Below are 17483 nucleotides of genomic sequence, written 5' to 3'. Positions count from 1 at the left end.
TGGCTTTGCCGTCGTCGTTTGCCAGGATGCGCGACCCTTGCTTACGACGGCTCCGATGACGCCCACGCTCGACGCACGACGCCGTCCGCAACGGCCGGCGATCCGTTTCCTCTTCGCGCATGCATTGCTCGGCTTGAGCGGCGTGCTGTTCGCCGCCGCCGCTCTCGCGCAGAACCCCGCGCCGAGCGCGTCTAGCGCAGCCACTGAGCCGGCCGATCCGATGCCGGTGCACGAGACCTTCACCATCGATTCGCGCCTGCTCGGCGAAACGCGGCATCTGAACGTGTACCTGCCGCCGCGCTACGCTGTCGACAAGCACGCGCGCTATCCGGTGCTGTACATGCCCGACGGCGGTTTGAAGGAAGATTTTCCGCATGTCGCCAACACGGTCGACGCCGCGATCCGCGCCGGTGAGATGCGCGCGATGATCGTGGTCGGCATCGAGAACACGCAGCGCCGCCGCGACATGACCGGACCGACCGACGTCGAGAGCGACCGCAAGATCGCGCCGCAGGTCGGCGGCTCGGCGCCGTTCCGTGCCTTCATCGCGCAGGAGCTGATGCCGGAAGTGCGCCGCCGTTATCGCAGCGGCGGCGGCGATGCGCTGGTCGGCGAATCCTTGGCCGGCTTGTTCGTGATGGAGACCTTCTTCTTGCAGCCGGATCTGTTCCAGACCTACATCGCCCTGAGCCCTTCGCTGTGGTGGAACAACAAAGCGCTGTTGCGCGGTGCCGCGGAGCGCTTGCAGGCGTGGCCGGCGAAAGGTCCGCACAAGGTCTTGTACTTCGCGACCTCCGCGGACGACGACATCGACGACGCCGGCGAACATTTGGCCGCCGTGTTCCGCGCTAACGCGCCGGCGCGCTTGCAATGGACCTATCAGCCGCGCAAGGACCTCAAGCACTCCACCATCTATCGGCAGGCTTCGCCGACGGTGTTCCGCAGCGTGCTCGCGCCGAACAAGACAGGCGGCAAGAACTGAGATCGCGCGCGCCGCGCGCTCGCCGTCACGCCTTCGCGCTGACGGCGCGCAGATGCAGCTCAGCCTCGAGGCCGCCGCCGTCGCGGTTGCGCAACGTCAGCGTCGCGCCGATCGAGCCGGCCAGCTGCTGCGCGATCGCGAGGCCCAAGCCGGTGCCGCCGGTTCCGCGGTTGCGCGAGGTTTCCAGCCGGTAGAACGGCTGCAGCACTTTGTCGAGCTCGGCCGCCGGAATGCCGGGGCCACGGTCGCGCACCTGGATGCGCGCGCCGCCGTCGGCGTCGGCCTCGACCGCAAGCTCCGCCGCGCCGGCGTACTTGAGCGCGTTGTCGATGAGATTGCCGACGATGCGGCGCAGGGCCTCGGGTCGCGTCACCGTCGGCGCAGCGACGCGACCTTGCAGGCTGACCGCACGGCCGATGTCCTGGTAGTCGTAGACGAGACTGTCGAGCAAGGCGTCGAGATCGATCCGTCGCGGTTCTTCCGCCGCACCGTGCGCGCTGCGCGCGTACGCGATGCCTTCGCGCACGAGCTCTTGCATCTGACCGAGGTCGTCGATCAGTTTCTCGCGCGTGCCGTCGTCTTCCAGCGTTTCGGCGCGCAACTGCATGCGTGTGATCGGGGTCTGCAGATCGTGCGAGATCGCGGCCAGGATCTGCACGCGCTCCTGCATGTGGCGTGCGATGCGATCTTGCATGGTGTTGAACGCAGCGACCGCGTCGGCGACCTCGCTCGGACCGCCTTCGCGCAGGCGAGCGCCGGCGCCGGTCGGATCGAGCGTTTGCGCGGCGTCGGCGAGGCGCTGCAGCGGGCGCGTCGCGAGCCGCACGGCGAGCCAGGTGCACAAGAGCAGCACGGCAAGTTGTGTCAGCAACACGTACGGCAGCCACTGCGCCAACGGCATCACAGACGGCCGCACTTCGATCGTCATCGGGCTGCCGTCGCTGAGCGTCAGATGCACTTGAAAGCGCTCCGGCTCGTCCGCCACCGCGTTCGCGGTGAGCGGATAGCGCGGGCCGAGCGCGGCGGCGATCGCGCGCGTCATCTCGCGTGCGGTGTCGGTCGCGAGCGCTGTGCCGGTCTCGCCGACGCCGAGCAGATAGTGGAAGGTGCGCCGCCGCAGCATCGGCAGCCACGCTGCGCGTTCCGCGGCCGGCAGACGGTCGAGCAGATTCACCGCGACCACCACGTCTTGTTCGAGGTTGGTCAGCAGCATCGAACTGGCCGCTTCGTAGCGCTCGTAGAAGAGCAGACCGAACGACAGCGCGTGCGCGGCGAGCAGGCCGCCGAACACGATCAAGGACAGGCGCGCGGCGATCGAGCGCGGCCAGCCGCTGCCGGCGCGCGGCGCGCTCATTCACCTTCGCCGAGCAGGGTCACCGCCATGCTGAAGACGTAGCCTTCGTTGCGCACGGTCTTGATGTAGCTCTGCTCGCGCGCGTCGTCCTGCAAGCGCTGACGCAGGCGGCTGACCAGAAGATCGATCGAACGGTCGAACAGCTCGGCGTCGCGTCCCTGCGTGAGGTTGAGCAGCTGGTCGCGATTGAGCACGCGGTTGGGGTGATCGAGAAACACGCGCAGCAGACGGAATTCGGCGCCGCTGAGCGCGACCACGGTGTCGTCCGGATCGAGCAGGTGGCGCGCGGTGGTGTCCAGGCGCCAGCGGCCGAACGCGAGCAGGCGCACCGCTTCGCTGACCTGCAGGTTCGGCGGCAGCATGCGCGTGCGCCGGATCACCGCCTTGATGCGTGCGAGCAGTTCGCGCGCGACGAACGGCTTGGTCACGTAATCGTCGGCGCCCATCTCCAGACCGACGATGCGATCGGTTTGATCGTCGCGCGCGGTCAACATCACCAGCGGCACCGCGCGGTGCTTGCCGGCGCGCAGGTTGCGCGCCAGCGTCAAGCCGTCTTCGCCCGGCATCATCACGTCGAGCAGGATCAGGTCGATCGTCTGCGTATCGAGCAGGGCGCGCATCTCGCGGCCGTCGGCGGCGACGCTCGCGCGCAGGCCGTTCTTGCGCAGATAGTCGGCGACCATCTGCCGGATCTCGTGGTCGTCGTCGACGACCAGGATGTGGTCTGGCTGTTCCATGCGTTTCCCGAGCTGCGGTAGCGGCAGGCGGCGGCGATTGTGCCATCGCCTCGCAGCGGCCCGTTGTGGACCGCTGCGCGAAGCTCAGCGTGCGGCGAGTGCCTGCCGGATGCGTTCGTCCATGACTTCGTACGCGCCCTCGCCGTAGTGGCGATAGACGATGCGGCCGTCGCGGTCGATCAAATACGAGGCCGGCCAGTAGCGGTTGGCGTACGCGTCCCAGGTGCGATAGCCGTTGTCCTGCGCGACCGCGTAGTCGATGCCGAAGCGCTCGATCGCCGCGGCGACCTTGCTCGCATCGCGCTCCTCGTCGTACTCGGGCGTATGCACGCCGACCACCACCAAACCCTGGTCGCGATAACGTGCGTGCCATTCCTTCACGTGCGGCAACACGTGGATGCAGTTGATGCAGGAGTAGGTCCAGAACTCGACCAAGACGACCTTGCCCTTCAACTCGGCCAAGCTCAGCGGCGGCGTATTGAACCAGCGCTCGATACCGGCGAATTCGGGCGCCGTCGGCGCGGGCTCTGCGCGCGCGGCCGGGTCTTGCACGAAGGCGGCGGCGAAGAGGGTGATGGCGATGGCGATCGATTTCCACATCACTCAGCCCTCCGCCAGCGGATCGGTTTCGGCCTGCTTCACGCCGGCCGCTTCGAGAATCGTTTCCGCCACCTCGTTCGGCTTGCTCAGCGGCGACACGTGACCGGCGCCGACCGAGACGCGCTCGGCGGCGATGCGCGCGGCGGTCGCCGCCTGCAGTGGCGGCGCGAGCATGCGGTCGTCGCGCGAAAGCACGTACCAACTCGGCTTGTCGTGCCAGGCGGCCTGCGTCACGGTGTCGGTGAAGGCGCTGGCGCGGATCGGTCGCTGCGTCTGGAACAGGCGCTGCGCGACGGCGGCACCGAGATCGGGCGCGAAGTCGTCGCGCGCGCCGGCCTCGCTCAGCCACAAGAAACCGTCGCGCTCTTGCAGCTGCGCGAGCCCCGGCGGCGCCGGGAAGGCCTTGCCTTGCTGTGCGGTGTTCTCGCCGACCTCCGGTGCGAACGCGGCGACGTAGACCAGCGCGCTGACCTTGGCGTCGACACCGGCCTCGGTGATGACCGTGCCGCCCCAAGAGTGGCCGACCAAGACGACCTTGCCCGGCGCGGCGTCGATCGCGCGGCGCGTGGCGGCGACGTCGTCGGCGAGCGAGGTCAAAGGGGCTTGCACCTCGACCGCGTGCACGCCCCATTTTTCGAGGATCGGCACGACGCGGTCCCAACTCGACGCATCGGCGAAGGCGCCGTGCACCAGCACCACGGTCGGCGGTGCGGCGGGCATCGGCATGCGATCGGCCGCGTGAGCCGACGCGAGACCGGCGACGAACAGGGAAGCTGCGAACAACACGGTGCGCATGGTCGTCTCCTCAGCGGATCTTCAGTTCGACGTTGACGTCGCCGCGCGTCATGCGCGAGTACGGGCAGGTGCGATGAGCGGCCTCGACCAGCGCGCGCTGGGTGTCGGTATCCAGGCCGGGCAGGTCGATATTCAGAATCACCGCGAGTTCGAAGTCGGCATCGCCTTGGGTCTTGCCGAGCGAGACCTCGGCCTCGACCGCCGTCTCCGGCGGCAGCCGCAGGTTCAACTTGCTGGCGGCCAGCTGCATCGCGCCGATGAAGCAGGCCGAGTAGCCGACGCCGAACAGCTGCTCGGGATTGCTGCCAGGCCGGCCCGAGCCGGGTGGGCTCAGCGCGATGTCGAGGGCGCCGTCGCTGGAGCGGCCGTGGCCGTTGCGGCCGCCGCTGGTGCGGGTGTGTGCGGTGTAGAGAACGGTTTGCAGGGAATGGCTCATGACTCAAGACTCCATCGGTTGCGGGGAAGGAAGAGAACGGCGGCCGCCGCGCGCCTGCCGGCGCCGCTCGGCTTGCGCCCATTTGCCGAGCAGGCGCACGGCGACAGCGACGCACAGGAGCGCGAACGGAAGCGCGTACAGCGCGCCCATCGTCGGAATGCGTTTGAAGAACGAGTAGCCGAAGATCGCGGCGATGACCCAGATGCCGGTCGTGTGCAGGCGCTTCCACGCCGCCGCGCTCAGCTGTTTGGCGGCGAAGCGGAACGAGGTCAGCGCGAGCAGAGCGATGAAGACGTAACCGATCGTGCCGGGTGTATTGGTCAGCGCGCTGCGGCCGGGCCAGAACGCCGGGTTCACGGCGCCGTAGGCAAAGATCACGCCGAGGTGCACCAGATGCGAGAAGGCGAAGGCGAGGCCGAGGTAGCGCCGTTCGCGCAGCAGCCGGCGCGTCAGTTCGTTCGGTACCAGCGTCGCCAGAGACGAGGCGACGAAGGCGAGCAGGAACAGCGCGAACGAGCTGCGCGCGGTGGCGCGGATGGCGCGGCGCAAACCTTCGGCCGGGTCCGGATCGAGCAGCACGATCAGTGCGGACATCGCCAGCACCAGCGCGCCGAGCAGCCAGAACAGCGGCCAGCCGCTCGGCCAGTGCAGCGCTGGCGCGCTCGCGTTCGGCGTCGCCGGTGGGCGGGGTGCAGCGGCGGTCGGGTTCATCGCGGTTTCCTCGGCCGGCGGCCGTCTGTGTCGGTGGCGCCATTTCGAGGCCGCGCGGTATCGCGCTTGTGTCGTGTGCGCGGCCGCTGCGTCGGTTCACGTAATCGGCGGCGCCGCAGATACACAGCGATACAAACCGAGCACGGCCGTGCCGCGCTTGCGCTATCGTCGGCGCGAAGGAGCGGCCATGAACGCAGACAGACCAATCGATCGACATCCGGCACGCGCGCGCAGGCGGCGGCTGCGGCCGTTGCGCTGGCTGCTGTTCGCCCTGCTGGCGCTGCCGCCGACCGCCTGGGCGCTGGTCAAGCCGGTGCGCTTGCTGGCGCCGCAATGGCAAGGTCTGGTCTGCGCCGATTCGGTCTGTTCCGACGACGAGCAGCGGCTGCCGCAGGCGCTCGCGCTGTATGACGCGGCGTTGATCGAGGTCGGCGCGAGACTGGGCGCGCTGCAAGGACGCCCGCGCATGGTGTTTTGCGCGACGCGCGACTGCTACGCGTCGTTCGGCGGCGGCGCCGAGCGCGCGATCACCTATCCCTACGCCGGCTCGCTGCTCGCGCCCGACTCATGGGCGCCGCATTTCGCGCGCCACGAATTGATCCACGTCGCGCAGACGCAGCGCCTGGGCGCGCTGCGCATGCTGAGCGCGCCAAACTGGTGGCGCGAGGGCATGGCCTACTCGGTGAGTGCGCCGCCGCCTTACGACATGCCGGCGCAGTTCGTCGCCTGGCGCGACCAATACGAGGCCTGGGCGGCGACGCGTACGCCCGCTACGCTGTGGCCGGCCGCAGGAGAGTTGTAGACCGTCATGAACACACCCGCCGATCCGTTCGCACAAACGCTCGCTGCCTACGCCGCCGCGGTCGAGGCCAAGGACGCCGACGCCTTTCTGGCGTTGTACGCCGACGACATTCAGCTGTTCGATTTATGGGGTAGCTGGTCGCTGCGCGGCATCGACGCCTGGCGCGTGCTGGTCGCCGACTGGTTCGGCTCGCTCGGTGACGAACGCGTGGTGGTGCGCGCCGATCAGATCGAGTCCTTCCTCTCCGGCGACCTCGCCGTCGGCCACGCGTTTCTGAATTTCACCGCGTTCGCCGCCGATGGACGCGAGCTGCGTTCGCTCGACAATCGCCTCACGATGGCCTTGCGTCGCGTCGGTGCGGACTGGCGCATCGTGCACGAGCACACCTCCGCGCCGGTCGAGCACACGTCGCTGAAGGCGATGTTGAAACGCCCGTCCGGCGATTGAATCGCGCGCCATCAGGCCGCGTAAGCACTTCGTAAGAACTTCGTGATGGCGTGTCCGCGCGGCCTCGTGCTGTGATCCCGCCTACGGTGTTGCGCTGCCGGCACGTCCGCGTGCGGCGCCCGCGCCGATCCTGGGAACGAATAAAGGGCAATCCATGTTTGCAGTCGCTACCTCTTTCATCGCCCTGGCGCTCAGCGCCGGTCAAGGCGCCTCGGCCGACGGCTGGGTCGTCGCCAGCGGCACCGGCAATTGTTCGGTGACCTCGGTCGATTTCCCCGACGGTCCGCGCGGCTTCGCCGCCGGCGCGTTCAACTGCGGCCTTCTGACCGAAGACGGCGGCTACAGCTGGAGCCCGATTCGCGTCATCCCCGACCAGGGCCAGAGCCTGTTGTGGGCGCACGCGGTCAGCGCGGACGAGCTGTACGCGGCGCGCCGCGGTTTCTATCGCAGCACCGATCGCGGCCAGACCTGGAGCCAGGTCGGCGGCTGGGGCACCGACACCAACGGCAGCGTGTTCGACGTCAATTTCTTCGACGCGGAACACTACGTCGCGATCAAGGGCGGCCAGATCTGGAGCAGCACCGACGCAGGCCTCAACTGGACCTTGTCCTATCCGGGCGAGATGGACATCAACTTCAACGAGCTGCATTTCCCGGCCAGCGAGATCGGCTACGCCACCGGCGGGGTGATCCGCGAGGGCGCCGGCCGCGGCACCGTGCTGCGCAGCGACGACGGCGGCGCGAATTGGACCTTGCTCCCGTTCGGCGACGGCAGTGGCAACTACGGCAAGATCAACGCGGCCAGCTTCGTCGACGTCGATCACGCGATGGTCGCGGTGCAGAGCGGAAGCGGCACCACGTTCTACGCCACCGCCGACGGCGCGCAGACCTGGACCGCGTTGCCGTCGGCGCCGGCGGGTCTGGTGACCCAGCTCAAGCACCGCGATGCGCAGCACTGGTATGCCTCGACCTACGAAGGCTGCGTCTACGAAAGCCGCGATGCCGGCCAGAGCTGGAGCGAGAGCTATTGCGACGCCAACGGCCGCGCGATCGCCTCGCTGAGCCTGCGCGGCGGCGCCGCGGTGGCGGCCGGCAACGACGGCTTGGTGGTGTATGAGAACCGCATCTTCGGTGACGGCTTCGAAGCGCCGCGCTGATCGCTGCGACATCCGCGAAGACCGGCTCGGGCGAGCGCTGTACTCGCCCGAGCCATTGATCCGACACAGGTCCTGATCGAGAGCGAGGGTTCACGCCCGCTCACGCCCGACCTGATCCTGCGACCCCCTCTACTGCTTGCGCAGCGCCGGTTCGAAGCCGTCACGGAACACGCCATCCATCTTCAAGCGGAAATCGACGCCGTCGCGAACTTCGCCGGCCGCGATGACCAGCGGCGTCGGTTCCACCGAGGCCGGATCTCCGCCCTCCGGCGGGCACGACCGGCTCAGGTAGAACACGCAGTCGACCTGCTGGAAGGCGCCGTCGCGGGCGATCGCCTGGACGTAGTAGGTGCCGGGAAGCCAGGCGGGCGTTGTGTATTGGTCGAAGGCGAAGCCTCGCCAGACCAGGTTGAAGTTCTGATCGTAGAGCTTGATCTCGGCCACTTGCGGCTCACCGGTCACCGCGTCGCTGAGCGTGCCGCGGATCGCGGCGCCGGTCTGCAGCGCGAAGTCGACGTGTTCGATCACCTCGCCCGTGGTCGGGCTGAAGGTTTGGCCCGGCTCCAGGCAGGGATATTCCAGGCAGGCGATGGCCGGATAGACCTGGTTGACGTAGGGCAGCGGCGCGACGAGATAGACCTCGAACGGGTCGACGTCCGCCGGCATGTAGAGCGCGAAGTCGCCGTTGTCCAACGTTTTTCTCTGGCTTCCCCAACGGCTCGGGAACACTTGCACGCCGCCCAAACCCAAGCCGGTTGCCGCGTCGGTGACGCGGCCTCGGACCACGGAAATCGGATGCAGGGTGAAGTCGACGCCGGTAATCGTCGCGCCACCGGCGACCGTGAGCCGTCCTCCGCTGGTGATCGGCGGACAGACGCTGTTTTCGCAGACGATGCCGGGATAGATCTGGATCGCGTCGACGAACGGATCGCTGATCGACACGCGGACGTAGTAGGCGCCGTCGGGCAATCCTTTGACGCGGTAGCGGCCGTCGGCGTCCGAGACGGTGGTCGAGAGGGAGAGCCGCGCGCCGTTTTGGTTGTAGAAAACAACCAACATCTGCTCGTTCGCGAGCGGTCCGCCGAGGTAGCCGTCGTGCAAGGTGCCTTCGATGCCACCGCCGCTGACCAGATCGAAATCGATGTCGTCGCGCTGCTCGCCGGCCGCGAGCGTGACCGAGTCGTAGGAGGGATCTTGATCCAGCCTGGTCTGGTCGTGATGGTCGAAACATTGCTTGACAGCGACTGCGCTCGTGCCTTCGACGCCGCCGGCGCATATCCGATACGGAACGCCGGGCGGAAGGTTGATGAATCGGTAGCGGCCGTCTTGCGTTTGTACGATGCTGTTGGTGTTGGGAGGCGGCAGCCACATCTCGTCCTCCTCCGAGTAATAAGAGATGTTCACGTCGACCGCAGCACTCGTCACGGTGCCGTCGATGCGCACCTCGCCGGAAACGGTCGCTGGCCGGGTCAGCACGAAATCGGCGGTGACTTCGGCTTGGTCGTAGCGGAACTGGCTGATGGCGTACAGGAAACGCTCGTCGCTGATGGTGATGTAGCAGACGCGCGAATCCTGCACCGGACATTCGCCGGTCCACGAATACGATCCGTCGGCAACGGTGGTCGTGGTGCCGATAGTCTGACCGATGCCCGGCAAACCCCAATACCAGAAGGTCAGCGGTATGCCGTCGAGCGGGAGGCCGGTCGATTGGTCGGTGACGTGACCCGATACCGTGGTGGCGCGTGCCGCCGACGGCAACGCGCAGACGGCGAGGGCGATCAGCAAGGCTATTGGGGTCAGTAGCCGAAGACGGGCGAGGCGGCGCCAGCGTACGCTGGCCGCCGCAAGTTGAATCAGGCGCATAGGGGAAACTCCTTAAGCAGGTAGTCGCAGGACGATGTCGATGCGTAAGACGCGAAGGACGGGTCACCGCTCGCGGAGTTTTTTCGCTCCATCCTTCTCGGAAGGAGCGTCTTTGAAGCAGACCTCGCCAACTCGTTTATTGTGTTTTGCTCATCGCGAATTCCGCCGACGGTACGGAACCTAGCAAGCCGAATCCGGCGAGTCGCCACTGGGCGGTAACGCTTCGGTATCGGATCGGTAACGAGCCGGGCGGCGGCCGTCTTGCGGCGTCTGCAGCGCGAGTCCGCTAGTTCGTCTGCGCAGGCTGCGGCAGGCGGAAATCGACGCCTTCGAGGGCGGCCAAGGCGTCGCGGCGCAAGGTGTCGATGCGCGTCTGCACTTGCGCTCGGGTCGCGTCGTCGCCGCGTCGCGCCAGCCATTCCTGATACAGGCGCAGCACTTCGACGTCGTTGCTGGCGGCCAGATCGTCGCGCCGTTGCGCGATGCGCGCGATCGTTTCCGCGGCCGCTTCGGCGGAGACGGTCTTGTCGGAAGCGATCTGGCCGGGGTCGCGCTTGCTGGAACTCGTTTCGTTGGAATCGAGCGGATCGCGCATGACCGCGAGTGCGATGTGCAGCGCGAAGCGGCGCAGCTCGTTGCCCTGGCCGTCGTCACGGTCGGGGTCGGCCGATTCCTCTTCGAGCTTGGCGGTTGCGCTGGCGAGGTCGCCTCGTGCGGCGGCCGTCAGCGCATCGACCAGACGGCGCACGTGCTGGTACGGCGCGGCGTCGCCGGCAGCGGCGAGCCGCGCTTGAATTGCCGGCAGCGCCTCGCGTTCGACCGTGAAGGCGGCCAAGGCTTCGTACTGCGACACCAGCGCGTCGAGCCCGGGGTCTTCGCGCGGATTGACCAAGGGTCGCACTGCGCGATAGCTCGCCAAGGCCGCGCGCGCATCGCCGCCGGCGCGCTGGCAGCGCGCGCGTGCCGCCAGCGACACGGCTTTCCAATATGCGTTCGGCTGCGACTGCATTTCCGCGATCAAGGTATCGGCGACGGCGCAGGCCTCGCTGTAGCGCCCGGTTTCCGAGAGCACCCAGGCCAGCTCGACGCCGGCCACCGCTTCGATGTCGAGCAGCTTGCGCTCGCGCGCGCGCTGCCAGGCGCGCGCCAGCGGCGGCAGCGCCGCGAACGGCCGCTCCTGCCAACCCAGCATGCGGCCGATGCGATAGGTTTCGCTGATCGCCATGCGTTCGTCGCCGATCGCTTCGGCCGCGGCCAGCGCGGCGCGCGCGGCGGTTTCTTGTGCCGGGTAGTCGCGCCGCACTTCGGCGATTTGTTCTTCGGCGTAGTGCAAGAGCGGCGCGCGTTGGCGCAAGGCGTGCCGCTCGATCAACTCGCGCCCCTGCCGCAGGTTGGCCGCCGCCTGTTCCGGCTGCTGCAGGATCGCGTGCGCGCGCGCGGCGAGCAGGGCCAGGCGCGCTTGCGCGTCCGGATCGCCGCCGCGTTCGGCCGGCGCGCGTGCCTGTTCGAGCAGGGCGAGCGCGGCGCTGCGGTCACCGCGGCGGAATTCGTTTTCGGCCAGATCGATCAGCGCGGCCGCTTCCATCGCCGGCAGCTGGCGGCGGCGCGCTTCCTCGATCAGGCTGCGCAAGGTCGCTTCGCTGGCGGCGAGATCGCGCGTGTTCGCCTGCGCCTGGCCCAGGCGCAGGCGCGCCGGCAGGAAATCGGGCGCGTTCTGTACGCACAGCGCGAAATAAGTCTTGGCATCGTCCCAGTCGCCGTGGGTGGCGAGGTCGACGCCGCGCGCGAAGGTCTGCGCGAGGTAGGCGTCGCCGCCGAGGCCGCGCTGGGTGGCGGCGTCCGCGTTCGCCTCGCGCTTGAGCAGGCGCAGGAGCCGCGGCACCGCATCGACGCCGAGCGTGGCCGGCTGCGCTGCGGTCAGCACCAGTTCGCCGCTGTGCGCGGCGTCGCCGCCGTCGACGCGCAGATTGAGTTCGTAGAGATCGTCGCTGAGCCGGCGCAGGCGTCCTTCGACCAGGATCGCAGCGCCGGTGGCGTAGCGCAGCCGTTCGCTTTGCGAGCGGCCGGGCAGGGGCAGGTAGTCCCAGGCCTTGGCGATCTGCAGCGGATCGCCGACGTCGACCGCGCCGCTGTCGCCGAGCAGGCTGCCGATCAGGCCGGGCAGGCCGCTGCGGGTCCAGTCCAGCGCGGGCTCGCCGGTCGCGTTCTCGATCGGCAGCATCGCCAGGCGCGGCAGCGCGGACGGTGCCGCCTCGCGCACGCGCCAGACGAACACCGACGCGATCACGACCACGAACCCCAGCAGAGCCGCCAGCGTGATCCACGTGCGGCGCCGCTGCGTGTGCGTCGTTGTCGCGGGTGCGGCGGCAATCGCGGCGGGCGGTGCCGGTTCCGCCGCCGCGGGCAATACCGCTTCGGTCGGCGCGACCCACTGCAAGCCGCGGCCGTAGACGGTGCGGATCATCGCCTGACGATCGCCGTCGTCGTCGAGCGCGCGCCGCGCCTTGTGCACGAGCTGGCTCAGCGCGGCGTCGGTGACCGGACGGCGTCCCCACAGCGCGGCGATCAAGGCTTGCTTGTCCAGCGCGCGCTCGCGGTTGCGCAGGAGCAGCAGAATCAGATCGAAGACCTTCGCTTCGAGATCGAGCGCGTCCTGCCCGCGCAGCAGACGGCGCTCGGCGGGCATGATCGTGTAGTCGCCGCAGCGGTAGGCGACCGGGTCCTGCTGTTCCATCCTCGCTCCGGGCCTCGCTCCGGGAGCCGGGGATGCAGTGTAACCGCCGCGAGGAAGCACTCGCACCGTGGCGCGCAGCGCGCCGTGGCCGCGCCGCCTGCCGCGGTTCGCTGCGCGCACGTCGAGGCTCAGTCGAAACCGTCGGCGAAGATCGCGTCGGCGTCGCCGAGCGCGGTCGCGTTGCTGCCGCGCGTGGTGGCCAGCAAAAGGCGCGCGCCGCCATCGGCGAAGGCCAGCTCGCGCGGCCAGCCGGCGCTTTGCAAACCACCATCGAAAGGCTGCGCGGTTTGCCCGCCGTCACCCGAGCGTGCGATGCGCGCGCCGCCGCCGACCTGGGCCAGATAGAGCACCTCGCTGCGCTGCGGATCGCAGGCGATGTCGGCGATCGTGCTGCCTTGCCACGCGGTCGCCGTCCAGCTCGCGCCGGCGTCGTCGCTGCGCAGGATGCCGCCGGCCGACCAATCGGTGGCGAGTGCGAGGTACAGCGCCGGCGATTCACCGGCAGCGACGCACAGCCGCGGCCGCTGCGAATAAGTGGCGATTTCGTAGGCGAGCGTCCAGCTCGCGCCGCCGTCGACCGAGCGCAGCACGCCGCCCTGATCGGGCGTGTCGTTGCCGGTGTAGGGTGCGACCAGGGTGAGATCGTCGTCGCCGACGATCTCCAGATCGCTGACGAAGGTGGCGCCTTCGAACGCCTGCTTGCTCCAGTGCTGCCCGGCGTCGGTCGAGCGCCAGATCGTGCCTCGGTTGCCGGCGACGCCGAAGTCGGCACCGGCGAGCAGGATCAAGTCCGGATCGCTGGTGCCGAAGCGCAGGCTGGCCAGATCGGATTCGAACTGCACACCCTGATCGGGGCCGAGCCCGTTCCAGTGGCCGTCGCTCTCGCGCCGGTACAAGCCTTCCGGCGCGATCGAGGAAGGACCGCTGGAGATTGCGTAGAGCACGCCGCTGGGCGAATAGCCGAGCCGGCTGTAGCGCGTCGCCGGCAGCGCTTCGAGCGTCCAGTTCGCGCCGCCGTCGCGCGAGCTGAGCACGCCGCCGCTGTTGTTGCCCTGAAACGCGACCGCGAGTTCGGCCGCATCGAGCGGATTGGCCGCGATCGAATACAGATTGAATTCGGAAATGCCGGCGGAGGCAGCATCGAACGCGGCGCCGCCGTCGTGCGAGAGAAACACGCCGAGCGAATTCGCGCCGCTCAAGAGTTCCTGCGAGCTGCCCGGCGCGTAGCGCACCGATTGCGTCGCCAGCGCGCGCGTGCCGCCGATGCCGATCTCCCACGTGACGCCGCCGTCGTGCGTGCGATGCACGCCGCTGCCGTCGGTCGCCACCACGATCGTTTGCGCATCGTTCGGATCGACCGCGATCGAGGTCGCGACCAGGAGCGGCCAGCCGGCGTGCAGCGCGCTCCAGCTCTGGCCGAGATCGTCGGAGCCGTACAGGCCGAAGTCTTGCGAGCCGAACAGCATGCCGCCGCCGACCAAGAGGCGCGCGCCGTTCCAGGCCAGCGCGTTGACCGGCGTGCCGGGCAGGCCGTCGGAACGGTTCTGCCAGGTGCTGCCGCCGTCTTCGCTGAGCCAGACTTCGCCGCCGTTGAAATCGCCGCGGAATCCCGCGGCGACGTGCAGCGGATTGGCCGGGTCGACCGCCACGGCGACGCCGTTCGCCGGTGCCGCCAGGGCCGGCGTGCGATCCTGCCAAGTGGCGCCGCCGTCGCCCGAGCGCATCAGATTGACCGGCTGCTGGCCGAAGCCCGCGCTGAGGCCGATCCACAGCACGGCCGGATCGGACGGGTCCACCGCGACCTTGAGCACGACGTCGTTGAGCGGGTCGATGCCGAGATCGCGCTGGGTCCAGCTGGCGCCACCGTCAGTGCTGCTCCACAAGCCGTCCTGCGTCGCCGCGTACGCCTTGCCGTCGCTGCCGAATTCGAGCGCGAACACGCTGCGGCCGGCCAGATCGGGCGCCACGCTCCAGGTCGCGCCGCTATCGGTGGAGCGGTACAGACTGCCGCCGAAGCTGGCCAAGGGCGCGGTGCCGGCGAGCAGGAGGCCGGCTACGGTCGGCGATGCGGCGACGTCGGTGACGTCGCCGCCGGGCGGTCCGAGCGACTGCCAATCCGCCGTGCCGGCCGGTAGCGCTGCGCGTGCATCGGCGCTGCGATCGAGCCGCGGCGCGCGCGCGCCGTTGGCATCGAGCGCGGGCGCGGCCACAGCGCTCGAAACCATCACGCCGGAAACCATCAGACATCCGCACAGAACGGCACAGCGGCGAGCGTGCATCGCAATCTCCCAGGGTGGCGGCCGGCGGCGCGCCGGCGTGTCGTGTGGGCATCGAGGGTCGGCCGTTCGCCGCGTGCGGGCATTCGGCGCACGTTTGTATTCGATGCGGTTTCGGTGAAGACGGCCGCGCGGAGTGCGAACGGCGTCGCGTCTTCGGCCGGTTGACGGGCTGCGTAGAATGGAATGCATGCCAACGCCCGCCCGCAGCGCGACGCCGCCCGTTCGCGATCTCGCCGAACTGCTCGCGGCGATCCGTGCCTGCCGCGTTTGCGCCGCGGCGCTGCCGCTCGGGCCGCGGCCGGTGCTGCAGGCCGCGGCGAGCGCGCGGCTGCTGATCGTCGGCCAGGCGCCGGGCGCGAAGGTGCACGCCAGCGGCGTACCCTGGGACGACGCCAGCGGCGCGCGCCTGCGCGATTGGCTTGGACTCGATGCGGTGCAGTTCTACGACGCCGCGCAGGTCGCGCTGGTACCGATCGGCTTGTGCTATCCGGGGCGCGGTCGCGGCGGTGACTTGCCGCCGCGGCGCGAATGCGCGCCGCTGTGGCTGGACGCGCTGCTCGCGCGCCTGCCGCAGATCGAGTTGACCTTGCTGGTCGGCGGTTACGCGCAACGCCGCTTGCTCGGCGCCGCGGCGAAGCCGAACCTGAGCGCGACCGTGGCGGCGTGGCAGGACTACCTGCCGCGCTACTGGCCTTTGCCGCATCCCTCGCCGCGCAATATCGGTTGGCGCCAACGGCACGCCTGGTTCGAGCGCGAGCTGGTGCCGCGCTTGCGCGAGCGGGTGCAGAAGACGCTGGCGCCGCCGCAGGAGCAGCCGTCGTGAGCGGTGCAGTCACCATCGGTCTGCGCCGCGCTTACGACGAGCCGGGTGCGCGCGACGGCTATCGCGCCTTGGTCGACCGCTTCTGGCCGCGCGGACGCAGCAAGGAGTCGCTGCGCTTGGACCTCTGGGCGCGCGAACTCGCGCCGAGCGCTGCCTTGATCCGCTGGTTCGGTCATCGGCCCGAGCGCTGGGACGAGTTTCGCGCACGCTACCTCGCCGAGCTCGCCGAACCTGCGCAGCGCGATCGTTTGCAAGCGCTGCTGACCGCGGCCGAACGCCGGCGCATCACCTTGGTCTACGGCGCGCGCAGCGAGACGCAGAATCAGGCGGTCGTGTTGCGCGAGGCCATGCAAGCGATGCGTGCTGCCCGCTGAACCTGCAATCGCGGTTCAGCGCGGAGACGACCGGCGTGTCGAAAACGGAGTCTGCCGTTCGTCGTGGTAGCAAGAAGCCGAGGATCGTCCTCGGCGCAGGAGCAGAACCATGTCCGACCGCACGATCCGTTTGCACCGTGTGCTGCGCGCCACGCCCGAGCGCGTCTACCGCGCCTTCCTCGACGCCGATGCGCTGGCCAAGTGGCTGCCGCCGAACGGATTCACCGGCAAGGTCTACGAACTCGACGCGCGCGTCGGCGGCCGCCACCGCATGTCCTTCAGCAACCTCGCTACCGGCGAGCAGCACGCGTTCGGCGGCGAGTATCTCGAACTGGTGCCCAATCAGCGCCTGCGCTACACCGACGAATTCGACGATGCGAATCTGCCGGGCCGGATGGAAACGACGGTGAACCTGCGCGCGATCAACGGCGGCACCGAAGTGCGCATCGAGCAAGCCAACCTGCCGGCGCCGATCGAGCCCGACGACTGCTATTTCGGCTGGCAGGATTCGCTGCGACTGCTCGCGCTCTTGGTCGAGGGCGCCGCCACCGCTTGACGCGCCGGCTTCAGCGCTCGACGCGTTCGGATTCGACCACCAAGTCGAGCACGTAGGCTTGCGACGGCGCGTCGGCCGGCGGATGGGCGATCGCGTAGCGCTTCACGCGCAGCACGTTGCGGGTGCCGGCTTGGTGGGTGTAGCCCTCGATGTCCTGATACAGGAACTGCCATTCGCCTGGCGTGCCGGTGGCGAGCCCGTTCGCGTCGTAGCGGCGCTCGCGCACCTTGAGGCAACGCATGTCGCGGATCAGCGGATGCGAGCACGGCGCAGTCTGCGCGTCGACTTCGAGGAACAGCGTTTCGCCCTCGCTGCCGTAGCGCGTTTGCGCGGTCGGCACGCCGGCGAAGTCGAGCGTGTCGCCGCCGGCGGTGGCGAGGCGCAGCAGCGGTTCGCTGCTACCGGACTGCAGGCTGATGCGAGGGCCGTCTTTGAGTCGCTGGCTGATCGCGTCGTCGAGTCGGGACAGCTTCGGATCGGTGCAGGCCATCAGGGTCTGCATCATCTGGCCGAGCTGCAGCTTCTCGTTCTCGATGCGGTAGCCGCCGCCGATGTGGTTGCAGGCGTTGACGACGCTGAGACGACCGTCGCCGAAGTCGAGCTGCAGCGGCTGTTGCGGACGCGCGAACAAGGCGTCGATGCGTTTGCCGTCGCGATCGATGGCGTTGCGCAGCTGCCAGTGATGCGCGCCGAGCGTAGCCGCATCGACGTTCGCGCGCGCCGCGGGGATGGTCGTGGCGGTTTCCTGCGTCGGTGCGGCGGTCGAGCACGAGGCGAGGATCGGCAACAGCAGCAAGGCGTACTTCATGGCGAACTCCGTTCGGGCCCGTCTAC

General features: G+C 69.0%; 17 protein-coding genes. 7 read left to right on the top strand and 10 right to left on the bottom strand.

Annotation, left to right across the window (positions count from 1 at the left end):
• Positions 1 to 55: 55 nt before the first annotated feature.
• Positions 56 to 982, top strand: a complete 927-nt coding sequence (locus tag AC3QL3_RS18780; RefSeq protein ID WP_492895640.1) for an alpha/beta hydrolase — start codon at positions 56 to 58, stop codon at positions 980 to 982.
• Positions 983 to 1007: 25 nt separating this feature from the next.
• Here the strand turns inward: AC3QL3_RS18780 and AC3QL3_RS18775 are convergent, their stop codons facing one another.
• From AC3QL3_RS18775 to AC3QL3_RS18750, 6 genes are all read right to left on the bottom strand, one after another.
• Complete coding sequence (locus AC3QL3_RS18775; RefSeq protein ID WP_492895639.1) at positions 1008 to 2336, bottom strand: ATP-binding protein; 1329 nt, start codon at positions 2334 to 2336, stop codon at positions 1008 to 1010.
• Entirely contained in the window at positions 2333 to 3073 is a 741-nt protein-coding gene (locus AC3QL3_RS18770; protein WP_492895638.1) for a response regulator, read from the bottom strand. The genes AC3QL3_RS18775 and AC3QL3_RS18770 overlap by 4 nt, the downstream gene beginning before the upstream one ends.
• Positions 3074 to 3157: 84 nt before the next feature.
• The gene (locus tag AC3QL3_RS18765; protein ID WP_492895637.1) at positions 3158 to 3673 is read right to left on the bottom strand and encodes a thioredoxin family protein; all 516 of its coding nucleotides are present in this window, start codon (positions 3671 to 3673) and stop codon (positions 3158 to 3160) included.
• Positions 3674 to 3676: 3 nt separating this feature from the next.
• Entirely contained in the window at positions 3677 to 4468 is a 792-nt protein-coding gene (locus AC3QL3_RS18760) for an alpha/beta fold hydrolase (RefSeq protein WP_492895636.1), read from the bottom strand.
• A gap of 10 nt (positions 4469 to 4478) precedes the next feature.
• Positions 4479 to 4904 (bottom strand): organic hydroperoxide resistance protein, encoded by a 426-nt coding sequence (locus AC3QL3_RS18755; RefSeq protein ID WP_492895635.1) that lies wholly within the window; start codon positions 4902 to 4904, stop codon positions 4479 to 4481.
• 3 nt (positions 4905 to 4907) lie between these two features.
• A complete protein-coding gene (locus tag AC3QL3_RS18750) occupies positions 4908 to 5615 on the bottom strand; it encodes a ferric reductase-like transmembrane domain-containing protein (protein WP_492895634.1) in 708 nt (235 codons plus the stop codon).
• Between the two features lie 187 nt (positions 5616 to 5802).
• Here AC3QL3_RS18750 and AC3QL3_RS18745 point away from each other — a divergent pair, with 187 nt between their 5' ends.
• The 3 genes from AC3QL3_RS18745 to AC3QL3_RS18735 all read left to right on the top strand — a co-directional run bounded on the left by AC3QL3_RS18745 (position 5803) and on the right by AC3QL3_RS18735 (position 8020).
• Positions 5803 to 6417 carry a hypothetical protein gene (locus AC3QL3_RS18745; protein ID WP_492895633.1) on the top strand — a complete coding sequence of 205 codons (615 nt, stop codon included), beginning with the start codon at positions 5803 to 5805 and terminating at the stop codon, positions 6415 to 6417.
• A 6-nt stretch (positions 6418 to 6423) separates the two neighbouring features.
• Positions 6424 to 6864, top strand: a complete 441-nt coding sequence (locus AC3QL3_RS18740) for a YybH family protein (RefSeq protein ID WP_492895632.1) — start codon at positions 6424 to 6426, stop codon at positions 6862 to 6864.
• A 154-nt stretch (positions 6865 to 7018) separates the two neighbouring features.
• A complete protein-coding gene (locus tag AC3QL3_RS18735; RefSeq protein ID WP_492895631.1) occupies positions 7019 to 8020 on the top strand; it encodes a WD40/YVTN/BNR-like repeat-containing protein in 1002 nt (333 codons plus the stop codon).
• A gap of 129 nt (positions 8021 to 8149) precedes the next feature.
• On the opposite strand, the gene AC3QL3_RS18730 is transcribed toward AC3QL3_RS18735, so the two are convergent.
• From AC3QL3_RS18730 to AC3QL3_RS18720, 3 genes are all read right to left on the bottom strand, one after another.
• Complete coding sequence (locus tag AC3QL3_RS18730; protein WP_492895630.1) at positions 8150 to 9883, bottom strand: MSCRAMM family protein; 1734 nt, start codon at positions 9881 to 9883, stop codon at positions 8150 to 8152.
• Between the two features lie 286 nt (positions 9884 to 10169).
• Positions 10170 to 12617, bottom strand: coding sequence for a winged helix-turn-helix domain-containing protein (locus AC3QL3_RS18725; RefSeq protein WP_492895629.1), 2448 nt, complete (start codon positions 12615 to 12617; stop codon positions 10170 to 10172).
• Positions 12618 to 12745: 128 nt separating this feature from the next.
• A complete protein-coding gene (locus AC3QL3_RS18720; protein WP_492895628.1) occupies positions 12746 to 14857 on the bottom strand; it encodes a WD40/YVTN/BNR-like repeat-containing protein in 2112 nt (703 codons plus the stop codon).
• A gap of 226 nt (positions 14858 to 15083) precedes the next feature.
• Between AC3QL3_RS18720 and AC3QL3_RS18715 the strand changes: the two genes are divergently transcribed.
• From AC3QL3_RS18715 to AC3QL3_RS18705, 3 genes are all read left to right on the top strand, one after another.
• The gene (locus tag AC3QL3_RS18715) at positions 15084 to 15719 is read left to right on the top strand and encodes a uracil-DNA glycosylase family protein (protein WP_492895627.1); all 636 of its coding nucleotides are present in this window, start codon (positions 15084 to 15086) and stop codon (positions 15717 to 15719) included.
• Positions 15716 to 16093 carry a DUF488 domain-containing protein gene (locus AC3QL3_RS18710; RefSeq protein WP_492895626.1) on the top strand — a complete coding sequence of 126 codons (378 nt, stop codon included), beginning with the start codon at positions 15716 to 15718 and terminating at the stop codon, positions 16091 to 16093. The genes AC3QL3_RS18715 and AC3QL3_RS18710 overlap by 4 nt, the downstream gene beginning before the upstream one ends.
• 109 nt (positions 16094 to 16202) lie before the next feature.
• Entirely contained in the window at positions 16203 to 16649 is a 447-nt protein-coding gene (locus AC3QL3_RS18705; protein WP_492895625.1) for an SRPBCC family protein, read from the top strand.
• A gap of 10 nt (positions 16650 to 16659) precedes the next feature.
• Here the strand turns inward: AC3QL3_RS18705 and AC3QL3_RS18700 are convergent, their stop codons facing one another.
• Positions 16660 to 17457, bottom strand: coding sequence for a DUF4377 domain-containing protein (locus AC3QL3_RS18700; RefSeq protein WP_492895624.1), 798 nt, complete (start codon positions 17455 to 17457; stop codon positions 16660 to 16662).
• Positions 17458 to 17483 lie beyond the last annotated feature (26 nt).

The sequence above is a fragment of the Dokdonella sp. GW821-FHT11D02 genome (assembly GCF_058808595.1).
This window is presented reverse-complemented; position numbering and strand designations above follow the sequence as displayed.